This window comes from Intrasporangium chromatireducens Q5-1 (genome assembly GCF_000576575.1).
In the GTDB taxonomy this organism is placed as follows: Bacteria; Actinomycetota; Actinomycetes; order Actinomycetales; family Dermatophilaceae; genus Intrasporangium_A; species Intrasporangium_A chromatireducens.
This window is the reverse complement of record NZ_AWQS01000119.1, coordinates 1-12,036: the sequence shown is the minus strand read 5'-3', so window position 1 is coordinate 12,036 and position 12,036 is coordinate 1. Positions and strand designations below refer to the sequence as shown.

Annotated in this window: 13 protein-coding genes; 3 read left to right on the top strand and 10 right to left on the bottom strand. The window is 68.1% G+C overall.

What is annotated here, in order from left to right; translation table 11 throughout:
- Nucleotides 1-598: 598 nt before the first annotated feature.
- The 5 genes from N864_RS13795 to N864_RS13775 all read right to left on the bottom strand — a co-directional run bounded on the left by N864_RS13795 (nucleotide 599) and on the right by N864_RS13775 (nucleotide 5,943).
- Nucleotides 599-2,116: a TraC family protein gene (locus N864_RS13795; RefSeq protein ID WP_034717748.1), complete on the bottom strand. Its 1,518-nt coding sequence runs from the start codon at nucleotides 2,114-2,116 to the stop codon at nucleotides 599-601.
- A 20-nt stretch (nucleotides 2,117-2,136) separates the two neighbouring features.
- Nucleotides 2,137-3,579, bottom strand: coding sequence for an SCO6880 family protein (locus tag N864_RS13790; protein ID WP_034717745.1), 1,443 nt, complete (start codon nucleotides 3,577-3,579; stop codon nucleotides 2,137-2,139).
- Nucleotides 3,576-4,847: a hypothetical protein gene (locus tag N864_RS13785; RefSeq protein ID WP_034717742.1), complete on the bottom strand. Its 1,272-nt coding sequence runs from the start codon at nucleotides 4,845-4,847 to the stop codon at nucleotides 3,576-3,578. The genes N864_RS13790 and N864_RS13785 overlap by 4 nt, the downstream gene beginning before the upstream one ends.
- Nucleotides 4,844-5,416 carry a hypothetical protein gene (locus N864_RS13780; RefSeq protein ID WP_155892940.1) on the bottom strand — a complete coding sequence of 191 codons (573 nt, stop codon included), beginning with the start codon at nucleotides 5,414-5,416 and terminating at the stop codon, nucleotides 4,844-4,846. Before N864_RS13780 ends, N864_RS13785 begins: the two co-directional genes overlap by 4 nt.
- Before the next feature lie 239 nt (nucleotides 5,417-5,655).
- A complete protein-coding gene (locus N864_RS13775) occupies nucleotides 5,656-5,943 on the bottom strand; it encodes a DUF6112 family protein (RefSeq protein ID WP_034717735.1) in 288 nt (95 codons plus the stop codon).
- 390 nt (nucleotides 5,944-6,333) lie between these two features.
- Between N864_RS13775 and N864_RS13770 the strand changes: the two genes are divergently transcribed.
- Entirely contained in the window at nucleotides 6,334-6,732 is a 399-nt protein-coding gene (locus tag N864_RS13770; RefSeq protein ID WP_155892939.1) for a hypothetical protein, read from the top strand.
- Nucleotides 6,733-6,959: 227 nt separating this feature from the next.
- Here N864_RS13770 and N864_RS13765 read toward each other — a convergent pair whose 3' ends face one another.
- Complete coding sequence (locus N864_RS13765) at nucleotides 6,960-7,805, bottom strand: C40 family peptidase (RefSeq protein WP_240474327.1); 846 nt, start codon at nucleotides 7,803-7,805, stop codon at nucleotides 6,960-6,962.
- A 355-nt stretch (nucleotides 7,806-8,160) separates the two neighbouring features.
- Here N864_RS13765 and N864_RS13760 point away from each other — a divergent pair, with 355 nt between their 5' ends.
- Nucleotides 8,161-8,661 (top strand): hypothetical protein, encoded by a 501-nt coding sequence (locus tag N864_RS13760; protein ID WP_034717726.1) that lies wholly within the window; start codon nucleotides 8,161-8,163, stop codon nucleotides 8,659-8,661.
- On the opposite strand, the gene N864_RS13755 is transcribed toward N864_RS13760, so the two are convergent.
- The gene (locus N864_RS13755) at nucleotides 8,629-9,039 is read right to left on the bottom strand and encodes a hypothetical protein (RefSeq protein WP_240474326.1); all 411 of its coding nucleotides are present in this window, start codon (nucleotides 9,037-9,039) and stop codon (nucleotides 8,629-8,631) included. The genes N864_RS13760 and N864_RS13755 overlap by 33 nt on opposite strands.
- Nucleotides 9,040-9,077: 38 nt before the next feature.
- Nucleotides 9,078-9,512: a hypothetical protein gene (locus N864_RS13750; protein WP_034717723.1), complete on the bottom strand. Its 435-nt coding sequence runs from the start codon at nucleotides 9,510-9,512 to the stop codon at nucleotides 9,078-9,080.
- Nucleotides 9,513-9,969: 457 nt separating this feature from the next.
- Here N864_RS13750 and N864_RS13745 point away from each other — a divergent pair, with 457 nt between their 5' ends.
- A complete protein-coding gene (locus N864_RS13745; RefSeq protein ID WP_051518570.1) occupies nucleotides 9,970-11,052 on the top strand; it encodes an NsdA family TPR-like regulatory protein in 1,083 nt (360 codons plus the stop codon).
- On the opposite strand, the gene N864_RS13740 is transcribed toward N864_RS13745, so the two are convergent.
- Together N864_RS13740 and N864_RS13735 are read right to left on the bottom strand one after the other, a co-directional pair.
- Nucleotides 10,990-11,553, bottom strand: coding sequence for an NUDIX hydrolase (locus N864_RS13740; RefSeq protein WP_034717720.1), 564 nt, complete (start codon nucleotides 11,551-11,553; stop codon nucleotides 10,990-10,992). The two genes, N864_RS13745 and N864_RS13740, sit on opposite strands and share 63 nt — an antisense overlap.
- Nucleotides 11,554-11,680: 127 nt before the next feature.
- Nucleotides 11,681-12,036: histone-like nucleoid-structuring protein Lsr2 (locus N864_RS13735; RefSeq protein WP_205620948.1), on the bottom strand; the 356-nt coding region annotated here is incomplete at its 5' end.

Below are 12,036 nucleotides of genomic sequence, written 5' to 3'. Positions count from 1 at the left end.
GCCCCATCCGCAACCAAGGTGTCGCTCAACAGCGAGGGAGTCGGCTTGGAGGTGAGGAGCCCCGTCACGCAGGTGGGGGGAACCTGGGCGGGGCCCCTCGACTGCCTGTCCGCTTGCTCACCCGGGGGGAGGGATCGAGCGCCAGAACTTCGGCAACCGAGAAACAACCTATAGCGTCCCGCATCCAAATCGGACAAATAGGAGAGAGCGTTCACAATGTGACACTGCACTGAGGTGATACGTGGCCAGCCTGCTCCGATGGTGTCAGCTCGAGAGACGGGGGGCAGCCCGGCAGCCGAAGGTCCACCGCGACGAGTCCCGCACCCAAGGCCTGCACCGGCTCGAACTTATCCGGTTCCTGCAGGTCGCCCAGACCATCACCGTCCATCACGGCGCGTTGGCCTACCCCGCTGGGGCGCCGACCGTCCGTTCTGTGCCTGAAGTTGAGCACCGGACAAGGGTCCGCATTGTCGTCCTCGAACTTGTACCCCAGCCGGATGCCTTCTTCCTGCGCAAGGGGAAGGCTCAATAGCTGACAGGGTCGTACAGGCCGGTTCACTCCGTCTTCGTGTATGGTTGGCGATGGCTGTGAATGGTCTCAGGGTGCCCGAATGGCGTTGCGGCTCAATGTCATTCGCTGGTTCGTGTCGAAGAGGTCGAGTTCGTTCGCAGTCGCGAAGTGTCTCACGATGAAGGCTCTCTGGCCGACGTGCCACAGGCCCTCGCCTTGCCTCAGGTCGGGTAGTTGAGCCTCTTCCGTGCTGGTGAGCCCGAGGCGGCGCGCGGTGCCGGACGTCTCACCAGGTTCCTGCTGGTAGACGATCTTCGTCGCGCAGTCGGCGAGCAGACCGTTCGCTGTCGCTCTCGTAGAAGAGGAAGCGTCGCCTACCGCGTCGAGGTCCGACAGGCGATGGATGATCAGCAGGTTCGCGATGCCGTAGCCACGGGAGAGTTTCCACTCCGCCTGCATGCGCGCCAGTAGCGCCGGCTGCCGGATCAGCCGCCACGCCTCGTCGTAGATGATCCACCGTGCCCCGGCGTTCGGGTCGGTGAGGGCGGCTTCCATCCATGCGCTCGCACACGTCATGACCATGGCCGTCAGCTGGTCCGAGCCGTGGATCCGAGACAGGTCCAGGGTGACCATGGGCAGGGACGGGTCGAAGTCGACTGTCGAAGGTCCGTCGAAGAGGCCGGCTAGGTCACCGGCGACGAGACGACGCAGGGCATGGGCGAGCTCACGTCCGTCGCGGGCCAACTCGGCCGGGTCTTGGCCGCACTCCCCATCTGCAGCGGCGTCAGCCCTGGGGTGGAGTAGCCGGTCCACGACTCGCGGGAGGGTCGGGGTCGGATCGCTCGCGACCGTGCCGGTGAGGGCGCAGTCCAATGCGGTGTGCTCGACCGCGGTGAGGGCGCGTCCCAACGCCGACTCAGCGAGGGACCCGAGCAGAGTGCGCCGTCTCGTCGCAACGAGCTCGATCCACTCGTCCTCGCCGATGTCGGTATGCCGGGGCCCGGGATCGAGGGGGTTGAGTCGGTTGCCGGTGCCCGGTCCGAGCGCGATGGTCGCCCCGCCGACGCGCTCGGCAACGGCGGTCCACTCGCCCTTCGGGTCGCCCGGCACGTAGATCCGCCGGCCGAGCGCGATCGAACGCGTGGCGATCGACTTGGCCAGGCAGGACTTGCCCTTGCCGACCGCGCCGGCGAGGAGGCAGTTCGGGTTGGTCAGAATCCCTGCCTCATAGAGCACCCACGGGTCGAAGCAGAACCCAGTCCCGGACCACGCGTCCTGGCCGATGAAGACGCCGGCCTCGCCCAGTCCGGCTTCGGCGAGGAAGGGGTAGGCACCGGCGAGGACGTCCGAGGTCGCCCGGTGCGCGGGGAGCCGGAGTCGGCGCAGGGAGCGCAGCGCCTCGGGCCGGTGTTCGCCGAGCGGTGGCAGCACCATGGGCCGATCGGCCTCGACCGCACCTCGCCCCTCGGCCACCGTCAGACGCTTGTTGTTTTCCTCGGTCAGCCGCTTCTTCGCCGCTCGAAGCGCGCGCCGTTGACTTCGTCCGGCCCGCCCATTCTCGGGCCTTGTGTAGAGCAGCCCGGTGTGAGCACGTGGTGAACTCATCGCTTCTCCTGGGACCGTGGTCAGTGGATGGGCCGGGCCAGCGGCAGCGCCGCCGCGGTGAACGCTCGTGCCTGTTGCCCCTGAAGCCGGCGGGTCTCGCAGCCGCACTGGATCGCCGCCCGCTCGACCTGCGCGACCGCATCCTCGAGCTCCTCAAGACTCATGGCGGTCAACGTGATCAGTCCGGTGAACTTGAGGTCCGCATGCCCGGCGAGCAGGGCCCGTTCACGGTCGAGGACGTCGTCGAGCTCGGCGGCGTCGGCCAAGTCGGCGATGGCGCCGATCCTGGCGCGTTGAGCGGCGTCGGTGACGTGCTCGACCTTGGCGCGGCGGATGTCGCGGATCGCCTGCCGTGCGGACAGAGGAGTCGCGGTGATGGACAGGGCCCGGGTGATGCCGGGCTGGAACACCAGGCCGTGCAGGAAGTCGACTGGCACATCAGTGCGCGGCCACTCGCTGACCCACAGCACACTCGAGTAGCCGCTGTCGTGCCGGATCCAGTCCCAGTCCTCGTCGATCGCGACGGGCCCGGCGGAGCCGAGTCGCTGCTCGTGACGTCCCCGAGTCTTCGGGTCGTATGCGGTTCGGATCGTGGTGGCCAGACGGTCCTCGTCGAGCCAACCGACCAGCCGTAGGTCCGCAGTCCGCAGGCTCGCCTCGAGGCTGGCCATCTCCTGGCGAAGCCGGTCCAGTCCCTTGCCGGCTCGCCCGCGAAGTACGCCACCGTGCGCCTTTACGGCGATCGCCACGAGGCTGTTGTGCGTTGCCGCGCTCGGTGTGTAGGTGTCCAGCAGCGTCTCGTACTCATCCGCAGCCCAGGTAACCCCATCGGTCGTCGGTTCAGCGCGGGCCTGTTGCCACCAGCCGACGATCCCGTCGCCGGAGTCTGGGCACACTCGCTCGAGGACCTGCATCCTCACCGTCTGTCCGGAGGCCGCGAGCCCGGCGAGCACCCGGCTCCATCCGGTGATCCGGCGCCGCTGTTCCTCGGGGGAGAGCAGCAGGTATGCCGCGTGGTCGACGTGCGCGACCACGGTCAGCGTCGCCTCGTGCGGGTCGTGCACGACGGCAGCGCCGGTGACCTCGTCAACCAGCAACCGCAGCGCGGCCCCATCACCTGGCAATGCCATGGTCCCGACCGGTCGCGGCCGGCTGGGATGGGTCCGGAAGCGGTGTTGTCCCATCACCTGCCGGATGACGAAATGGGCTGCGGTGGGGAGGAGTTCGACGATGGGGCGGCCGCCACGGCGGATGAACGCCAACGCCAGCAAGCTGGCCCAGACCGGCCCGGAGACGGCGACTCCCATCGGACCTGTGGCAAACACGGCGATAGTCACGGCTGCCGCGGCGACGGCGATGCAGGCGACGCGGCTCGCCGACAGGCCGAGCAACAGCCCACGCTGGGACAGCCGCGCGAACCGCACCATCGACGGCCCAACGCTGGGATTGCTGGTGTCGCTCATGATTCGTCCTTCCGCTCGGGGCGGGTGACGCGCTCGTACGCGGGTGGCGTCGGAGGTGTCGTATGCCGCTGAGCTGAGTTGGTAGGTCCGCCTCCTGCCGTCTCGGTGACCGATGCGTGTCCCGTGCCGGTCCGCATGGAGGTGGGGCTCTCATGTCTGCCCCGCATGCCGTCGCCGCCTTGGCTCGGGACCGTCACGAGGTTGCGACGCTCAGAGTCGGTCTTTCCCGGCGGGTTCAGCTTCGGCCCAGTCGCCGCCGCGCCGACGGCTGACGCGCCACCTGCGCCGACTGCGCGACTGCCCGCCCTGGCGCCGGCCGCACCTGCCATGCTTGAGCGGAGGTAGGCGACCTTCTGCGGAGCGTTCATCGCGACGCGCCCTCCGGCGGCGGCGTGCCCGGCGGTCAGGTGAGCGGCATACAGGGAGTCGCCGACGAATACGCACATGCGAACGGCAAGCCAGGGGGACAGGCCACCGAGGAGAAGGATGAGCGCGCCGACGGCCAGCTGCGTGCCGATCTGGGTCGGCTGGCTGCCGGCGAGGCCGGCGCCCTGCATGACGAGGATCCCGGTGACGAGGATCAGCACGAGGATGAGCTTGGCCGCGATCATCGCGACGACGAACTCGACCCACTTGCGGACCCATGAACGGGTGATGTCCGCGGTGGCGCCGGCGAACGCGAGGGGGGCGAGGACGGCGCAGACGATCAGCAGCAGCTTGCGGATCATCATGGCGAACCACACGACGACCGTTGCGGCGAGGACGGCGATGGCGAGGACCAGCATGACCGCCGGGTTGGCCAGGTTGGTCATGTCGGCTAGCGCGAACAGCGCGCCGATGCCGTGGACGGAGGTGCCCAGGGTGTGCTGGACGACGCCGTCGGCCAGGGCATCGACGGCGGCGAGCAGGATGCGGGTCGCGGCGAGGGCGAACCCGCTGCCGAGCGCCATGATGAACAGACCCTTGACTGCCCGGCCGAGACCCCCGGGGTCGCGTCGCAGGGTGGCGGTGATCAGCTGCAGGGTGAACAGGCCCAGGGAGATGACCAGAGCGATCGCGCCGGTGACGGCCATCTCCTTGCGCAGTTGTGGCGAGGCGAGATCGACCGTCGTGGCGGTGTCGATCTGCGACCAGAGCCAGCCTGTCGCGGTGGTCGCCGCCTCACCGAAGGAGGTCGCGATGGTGCCGAAGGCGCTCTCCGTAATGCTGCCGGCGGCGGACGCGATCTGGCAGGCCGGGTTGAGCATGTCGACGCCGGTACAGCTCACGATGCGCCCTCCTTCAGGCTCGTGTAGCGGACGACGTTGACGAAACCCCACGACGGCCGCGTCGGTGGGCCCTCGAAGTCCGCAGTGAGGGAGACCGAGTAGCGGGTCGTGCTGGGTCTGCTGGAGTCTGTCGTGTGCAAGGTGACCGTCGCGGTCACCTGTCGGGCGGTGATGCCTGGATCTGTTATCCGGCCCGCGTCGACAGCGTTGGACCATGCGAGCGGCTCGGAGACGCGAACGTCTGCGACCGTCGTGTAGGCGTCGAGGGCGCCAAGGCGAATCCAGTCGGCGGGGGACGGTATGGGTGAACTGCCCGGTCCGTCGGACTCCTCGGTGACCGAGAAGACGGCCAGCCGGTCCCTCAGCTCGACTGGCACGAGCCCGACGACGAGGGGCTCGTTCGTGGTGACGGCCTCGGCGGCGACCCACGACAGGAGTTGGCTGCGGGGCCGGCGGAAATCCTGGGTCAGAAGCGCGGTGACGAACTGTGCGGCATACAGGTCGGGGTGTGATCGTGCCTCCGCGGGGATGCGGTCGCGCAGAGCACGTTCGGGGGAGGGGACCGGCATGGCGCGCATCTGCTCGAGCTGTTGCCGAACTGCTGAGTCCTGAGCTGAGTCTGGTCCCGGTGTCTCCGGGACGGGGGTCGACGAGGCGGTGGGAGTGCTGACTGACCGTGCCCGGGTCGAGTCGGTTCGTCCTGACACCGCCCAAAGACCCATTGCGCTGCCGAGCGCGGCGAGAACGAGTGTCACGGCAACGAGGACGATGCGGCGACCCTGCCGTGACCCGTGGGCGTGGCGGCGCCTCATCGGATCGCTGCTCCCGCGTTGGAGAAGAACGTGACGAGCGTGTTCGCGGCACCGATCAGCATGGCCGACGCGCTCGCGATGATGACGCCGGTCTTGCCACGCCCAGCGATGTGCGGGTTCGACGAGTGCGATCCGACCGCCCAGGCGATGGCGGAGATGACGACGGCGGCGACCGCAGCGACCAGGCCGAAGGTGAGCAACGCGCCGACGACCTTCTCGAGGGCTGCAAGACCGGGCAGGCCGTTCGTGTTCGGTGTGACGTCAACGGTCGGGAGCAGACGCATGAGGAGGCCCCTTCGTGAAGACGCGGGCCGGTCCCGCGTTCTCTCTTCACTACGGACTCATGGGGGCGCTATCGGTCATGGACGTTCTGTCGGGCAGTGGGAGGACCAGATCTTCGCGCCAGTGGATCTGTGCTTCCCTGCCTCCCCAACGCATGCGCAGAGGCGGAACCGTTCCTAACTGCCGGTGACCATCTGACCGGCCGCACGCCACCCGATGCGTCAGGGGTCCCGGCATATCGCGGGGTTCGCCCGATGGGAAGGCGGTGATCTGGACTTCCTAAGACGGAGCGAAGGGAACCAGTGATGTGGGCGCCGGCGTCTACGCTCCACAGGAGGGCTTGAGGGGAGAACACCGTGTGGAGCAGATTGCTCGAGAGTGTGGTTGTCGCCGTGATTTCGAGTGTCGTCACCGCGGCCCTCAGTGCTGCCGGCGGCGGTGAAGAGGTTATTAATGGCGCGGTCGATGCGATGTCGCGCTATGGCGCTCCCGTTCATGGTTTGCTCTGGATTTCGGCTGCCGTAAGCATCATCGTCGGTGTCGCTGTCCGACTCGTCTCGACGGCCTCGCCCCGACGCGACGCCTTCTGGGGACTCGGCCATGCCGCGGGAGCCGTCGGCAAGAGCATCGTGAGCATCGGTGCAGCAATCGGGGCCGCCGCGCTTGCGATCCTTCTCGCCGGGGACGGATCGATGTGGGCTTTGACTGTCTGCGCACTCGCGCTCTACTGGTGCCTTCGTTCCACGGCGATCCTGCGCAGGCGTGTTCGCCAAATATCAGTGGTTCTGTGAGCGGGCTGCTCGCCTGCAGCCCGGACGTCCATCCTTCGCGGCCCTGCTTGCGTATGGAGCAAACCGTGTCGTAATCCGGGTAGTCCCGGTGACGCAGTCACTACGACTAACAACCTGCCCAAGATGTTCGTGGATCGACGCGTCAACTCGTTCAACCTTGACACAGATCTCCTTTGGCACCCCGGATTCGGGCCCGAATAGGAGATGGGCCTGCGCCACTGGGACCCTCAGCTGATGTGCCGAAAGCCGGAGAGTCCGTCGGACGTGAACGACGTCAACTTGGTCACCTTGACGACGTCGCCTGTGCGCGGTGCGTGTAAGACGAGTCCATTCCCGATGTACATTCCTATGTGTCCAGGGCTGGCGACTGTCCCCTCGACGCCGGGAATGAGAACGAGGTCGCCGGGCACGAGCTGAGACGCGCCAGTCGGCGTGCCGTCGTGCAGTTGGGTGCTGCTGACCCGGCTGATCCTGACGCCAGCGTGCACCCAGGCGGTCTGCATGAGGCCTGAGCAGTCGTACCCGTCGGGTCCGACGCCGCCCCATACGTACGGCTTGCCGCGTTGCGCGAGCGCGAACGAGACCGCCGCGACACCGGCGGGGGAAGCGCCCAACGCCGCCAGTCCAGCAGGATCAGTGACGACCCTTTGGTTCCCCGACCTACCAGCGGCGGTCAACGGACCGGCGCCACCGCAGTCGACCACTCCGTCGCGCTCGATGAGCTTCAGCAGTTCCGTCGCTCGCGGCGCCTGGACAACGTAGTTGCCGCCGACCACGGCTGAGCCGTGATTCGTGATCGAGGGGCGTCCGTCATAGGCCGAACGTTGCACCCGCTGGGCGGCGCGCCACGGCTCCATGCTGGACCAGCCAGGTACCGTGAGCAGCGCGTCGAGGAACAAATTCGTCGACGCGATCGGATCCATCCGTTGCGCCGCCGTTCCCCACGATGGGCGTTGCTGGAACAGCCCGAGCGAGTCATGGTCGTAGCCGACGCCTTGCGCCGGAAGCCCGTTGCCCCTCGGGTCATTCGGGTTGGACAGGACGAGCAGGTTGGACTCGGCCAGCGCCGTCATGAGGGCGATGTATGCCGCTGGGCTTCCTCCTCGTGTCGCTGCCGTCGCGTAGATGATGCGCGCGTTCGTGGCCTGGGCGGGCGTCAGCCCGGACAGCGCACCCGTGGTGAGGCAGATCGGAGGTCGTACGCCCGGAGTTGACGCTGCCGCGGCCTGTGGCTCGATGGCCGCGGCGGTCAACGCCAACACGCCGCAGAGGGCCAAGGAACCGGCCGCCCCGGTGATCGCGGTCAGGAGAGGGAGATGCATGCCTAGATCTACGGCCCGACGGGGTCACTATCGATCCGGTTGTCCACAGCTCGGCTTGCAGTGTCACCGGCCCGGGCCACCATGGTCAGTGAGGAGGTGACTCGCCATGGCCCTGTTCGAGAGGAGGGAGCCGACGACCAGCGCCTCGGTTTCGGCGGTCGCAATCGCGGACGCACGCCACCTGGTGCTCGAGCTCGCCCGCCGCCGGCCCGTGCAGCACATCGACCCGATGCAGTTCGGCATCGTGCTCGAGCCCGGCGAGTTCGCCGCCCGGGCCGTTCCCGTGCAGGTGCGAAGCCTCGAGGCGGGCCTGTGGAGCGCGCCGGAGCCGTGCCTGGCGATGCTCACGGATCGGCGGGTCCTGCTGCGACGTCCGCACGGAGAGCTCGTCTCGATGTGGTGGAGCACCGTCGTCGGCGTTGAGGTCGACGTCCCGAGGGAACGGGTCGTGCTCGACTTCGGTAACGGCTGCCCGTGTGGACTGTTCGGGCCGACCGTCCCGGTCATCGGCGTGATGGCCGTGGCCTGCCTCTATGGCATCGAGGGCCTGGTGCGCCACCCAGGGCTCGGGCCACTACGCGATCCGGTCCCGGTCAGCCAGCCGTGACGAACGCGCGTGCCTTTCGTCCACCGAGGGCCCGGACCGAATGTAGGTGCGGACCTGGCGACGCAGGTAGGCCCGCTGCGGTTTCGTGAGCGGCCGGTCCTCGACGAAGACCCGCAGCAGACCGGGCCAGCCACTGGTCGAGCCGCCCATGATGCGGTGGATGACTCGCAACTGGGCCCTCGAGTAGCCGAGCTGGGCCAGCATCGCGCGGGTCGTCTGGCGTGAGTTGCCGCCCGCCTCCCGCGGCGTGATCGAGCGCAGCGGGTCAGCAGCGCCGTGCCGGCGGGCCTCCTCGCACCGCGACACCAGCACGTCGAACGCGGCGAGGATGTCGAGCTCGGTCAGGTCGTCGCTCGTGAGCCCCGTGTGGGCGATCACCCACTCCGTCAGGAGGCGAGGCTGTGTCGGGGCCGCCGTCATGAGGCGGCCTCATCCTCGTCGTCCAGGCTCAGCCACAGCACGGGGGTGCCCGCGGGCACGTTGGTCATCCCGTGCAGTTGGTCCGCCTGAACGGCTCTCGCCGACCCGTGGGCGCCGCGTGTACCGACGCTGCGCACGATCGCGTAGAGGCGGTCCGGGGTGAGCTGTCGCGCCCGGATCTCGTTGGCATGCAGCCAGTCCATAGCGGCGACGAGCTCGTCGTGGGCGTAGTCCCGGGTCACCTCCACCTTCGTGGTGGAGCCGAATGGGACCACGTCGACATTCGTCTTGGTGCAGGCGGTGTCCTCCAGGACGAACCACAGGTGCTCCTTCGCCGGGCACTGTTGTGACAGGGGCGGGCACTCGCGGAGCGCCTGCCAGAGCCTCTCGTCTTTCGTGAGATGGCTGGGGTCCTTCGATCGAGTCGTCATCGGTCCATCCCTCCTGCTGCTTCATGGCACCCCGACCAACCGAAGGCAGCAACGCCCTTCCGACGATCTGGGGACACCGAAGTCGTCTCGCCGGTGGGGGTGGACGGGGACGAGTTGTCCACACCCTGGGCGGTCTGCGGTTGCGGCGCGCGTGGGTCGCGCTGACCATGGCAATGACAAACAGGTCGTGTACCGCTGACTCCTTGGGCAATCCGGGTTGCCTTCGGCTCAGCGAGGTTCGTTGATTCTCGACGGATCGGATCGGGCGATCGGAAAGAGAGCAGGTGCATGAGAGTCCTCCTGATTGGACGCCAAAGTGCTTGTGCCTCAACGCTCTCGGCCACGGGATGCTGGCAACAGGTGACGGCAGATGACTGACGGTGACTCTTTGGCGCCGAACGCTCAGTCACCCCTGCGCGCACAGCGATCCCGTCGGGGATGGAGCCAGGCGTCAGCGATGCGCCGGTTCCAGGCGGCCCTGGCACGCGCCGGAGAGACTGCACCCGAGGGCGCGTCGCTGAAGCGGATGTTTGCCTACTGGGAGGCCGGCGAACGAGCCGTGACTGTGCCGGCTTACCAGCGGGCCTTCGTCGAGATCTATGAGGCGCCGCCCGAGGCACTTGGCTTCGCGCTGCCCGACGACAGCGGGCCTCTGGCTGAGTTGCGTGAGGAGCCGCTCCATCTCGTCGCTGTCGACAGTTCGCTCGTCGAGATCGTGGAAGCCCAGACGCAATACCTGCGGATGCTCGATCGGAAACTGGGCTCGGCGGCGCTTGCCGCGCAGGCGGAGTCCCATGTTGCCCAGCTTGACTCGGTGCTGCATCTCAGCGCTGGTCCTTCACGACCGGCGCTGGCGGCCGCGCTGGCGGAGGCGGCAGCGCTCGCGGGGTGGCAGGCACTCGACCGGGCCGACGTAGCGGCTGCTTGGCGGCATCACGAGCAGGCGAAGGCGGCGGCGCTCGAGAGCGGTGACGAGACCGTCCTGACGCACGTGCTGGCTCAGCAGGCTCTCATCCTCATCGACGCCCAGGAGCCGGCGATGGCGGCGCAGGCGGCTGAGGCTGCGGTCGGCCACGCGAGCGCGACCCCAGCATTGATGCGAGCCTGGGTGTCAGCGGCATACGCGGAAATCTTGGCGGCTAACGGAGCGGACAGGGAAACTCGGCGCCTTCTCGAAGCTGCTCGCGAGCTGCTCGAGGGCGCGGACGGAGAGGATCTGCCCTACCTGATGCTCACGCCACAGCACCTGGCTCGGTGGCGTGCCCATTGCCTCGCCAAGCTCGGTGACCTCGAGGTGGTCGACGACCTTGCGACCGCGCTTGGCGGTGAGGGCGACTCAGTACGTGCGGCGACGTCGCTCCATACGGATCTGGCGACGGCTCACCTGAATGCCGGAGACATCCCCGCCGCGCGAGGTGAGGCGAGCGCGGCGATGCGGATGGCCGAGCGCTACGGCTCGCGGCGGCAACGCAAGCGGCTACTCGCGATCCTCGCGCGGTGTCAGGGCGAGGTAGTGCAGCAGCCCGACCACGGTCCCTGAGTTGATGACCTTGCCGGACGCGATCAGCGACGGGACGTCGGCGAGCGGGACCCACTGGAAGGTGCCCTCGTCGAGCTCGACCGGGTCGCCGACCCGCTCGACGCCCTCGGCGATGAAGACGTGGTGCCGGGAGCGCAGCATGCCGACCATCGGCTCGAACGCGACCGCGAAACGGAGCGAGCGTGCGCGGTAGCCGGTCTCCTCGACGATCTCGCGGGCGATTGTCTGCTCGGGGGATTCGCCGGTATCGAGCAGCCCACCGGGGAGCTCGTAGTTCCACACGTCGGGGACGAAGCGGTGGCGCCACGAGAGCAGCACGTGCTCGCGCGCGTCATCGAGGACGACGGCCATCGCGGCCTCGGGCATCGTGACAGTGTGGTGCTCGAAGTGCTGGCCCGAAGGCAGGATCACCTCGGCCTTGCCCAGGGTGACCCACTGGCTCTCGTAGATCGTCCGTTCGCCGAGCACGCGCCAGGCGCCTTGGCTTGACGGTTGATGCATGAGATCTCGCTCCTCGCGACGGTGCCCATGGCGACTACGGGCGACTGTCCCACCCTAAAGGCGGGCGAGCCCGTCCGCAGGGGCGCTGCTGGCCCCTGGCGGACGGGCTTGTGGCCCGGGGTCTCGGTCAGGCGTGAGCCGCTTCGTACTGCTCGATAACCGACTGGGCGACGCGACCGCGGTCCTTGACCTCGATGCCTTCACTGCGGGCCCACTGGCGGATCGTCTCGAGGTCCCGCTTCGGAGCCGCAGGACGGCGGGTGCGGGGTCGGGTCGTCTTGATGGTGCCGGAGGCCTTGTCGGCGCTCTTGACGAAGGGGTCGATGGCCTTGCGAAGCGCTTGGGCATTCTTGGCGGAGAGATAGACGTCCCACGACTCGTTGCCGACGGTGACGCGGATCCGCTTGATGTTGCCGTTGAGGGTCTTGCCGTCGAAGTCATCGATCAGGATGGTGGCGCGGCCCATGAGGGGTGTCCTTTTCA